This is a genomic window from Corynebacterium sp. c8Ua_99 (genome assembly GCF_039907185.1).
Lineage (GTDB): Bacteria > Actinomycetota > Actinomycetes > Mycobacteriales > Mycobacteriaceae > Corynebacterium > Corynebacterium jeikeium_D.
In genome coordinates this window covers 1-1,044 of sequence record NZ_JASBOG010000036.1, presented here as the reverse complement: position 1 = coordinate 1,044, position 1,044 = coordinate 1, and the positions used below count along the sequence as shown (strand labels likewise).

Sequence of the window (1,044 nt, the reverse complement as noted above, 5' to 3'; positions counted from 1 at the left end):
ATCAGCAGTAATGCTGAAAGTCAGACACACTTTTTGCTACTTAACCCGTATCTTGCCTGTATTTGCCCTCTGTGGCACCTACTTCTCCCGCTTGTGGTAGCCCATCCGTGGCTTGAAGCCCGCCGGGTGCTTAAGCTGCGCCACTGCATCGGCGACTATCAAGCGGAAGCGTGGCTTCATCGGTGGCATCTGTGAGATCTGGAACCATCCGACATCAGTGGATTCATCATCAGCGACATAGGGGACGTCGTCGCCAACAACACTGCAGCGCATGGAGATATCCAGATATGAGGAAACATCGCCGTTGAGGTGTTCGATAGGGCCAACGGCGCCAGTTCCAAGCAGGGCCTCAACTGTGACATCGAGTCCCGTTTCTTCCTTTACCTCTCGCACGGCGGCGTCGTGAGGCTGCTCGTCCGGGTCGATAATTCCGGTGACTGGGGTCCATTCACCATTATCGGAGCGACGAACCAGCAAGACCTCGGGCAAGGCGTACATCGGTGCATTCGGCGGAACATCGCGAATGACGATAGCCGTGACACCGGGGAGCCAGAGCGGAGCGTGGCCCACTTTTTCACGGAGCTGAACAATGAAATCCGGAATTGCCATAGTTGCGAGCTTATCTGAGTACTAGTAGCGTCCGCGGAAATAGTAAGAAACTCCAGTTCAACCGTGGATTTTGGGAAAAGGGTACTTATCCTCTATAGTTCTTTACGTTGCCAAGAGCGCGCGCAAATGCAATGTTCATACACTGCAGGTGTACGCGGAGTGTGCCACTGAGTGGGCAACTCTTTGCAGCGTTAAGTCGGGCTCCCATCGTCTAGAGGCCTAGGACTCCGCCCTTTCACGGCGGCAACACGGGTTCGAATCCCGTTGGGAGTACCACTAAAAATCATGATGGCCCTGTGGCGCAGTTGGTTAGCGCGCCGCCCTGTCACGGCGGAGGTCGCGGGTTCAAGTCCCGTCAGGGTCGCAATTCTAAACGCCAGTTCCGGTTGGAGCTGGCGTTTTTTGCTTTTGGTTAGTGGTGCGCTGGGCGTCGGG

General features: G+C 55.6%; 1 protein-coding gene and 2 tRNA genes. 2 read left to right on the top strand and 1 reads right to left on the bottom strand.

Translation table 11 applies throughout. The annotated features are described in order from the left end of the window. Positions 1–78: 78 nt before the first annotated feature. The gene (locus QKE19_RS11155; RefSeq protein WP_070643090.1) at positions 79–609 is read right to left on the bottom strand and encodes an NUDIX domain-containing protein; all 531 of its coding nucleotides are present in this window, start codon (positions 607–609) and stop codon (positions 79–81) included. 200 nt (positions 610–809) lie between these two features. Here QKE19_RS11155 and QKE19_RS11150 point away from each other — a divergent pair. Then, a tRNA-Glu gene (locus QKE19_RS11150) sits at positions 810–885 on the top strand. A gap of 14 nt (positions 886–899) precedes the next feature. Beyond that, positions 900–973, top strand: a tRNA-Asp gene (locus tag QKE19_RS11145). The last annotated feature ends 71 nt before the right edge of the window (positions 974–1,044 follow it).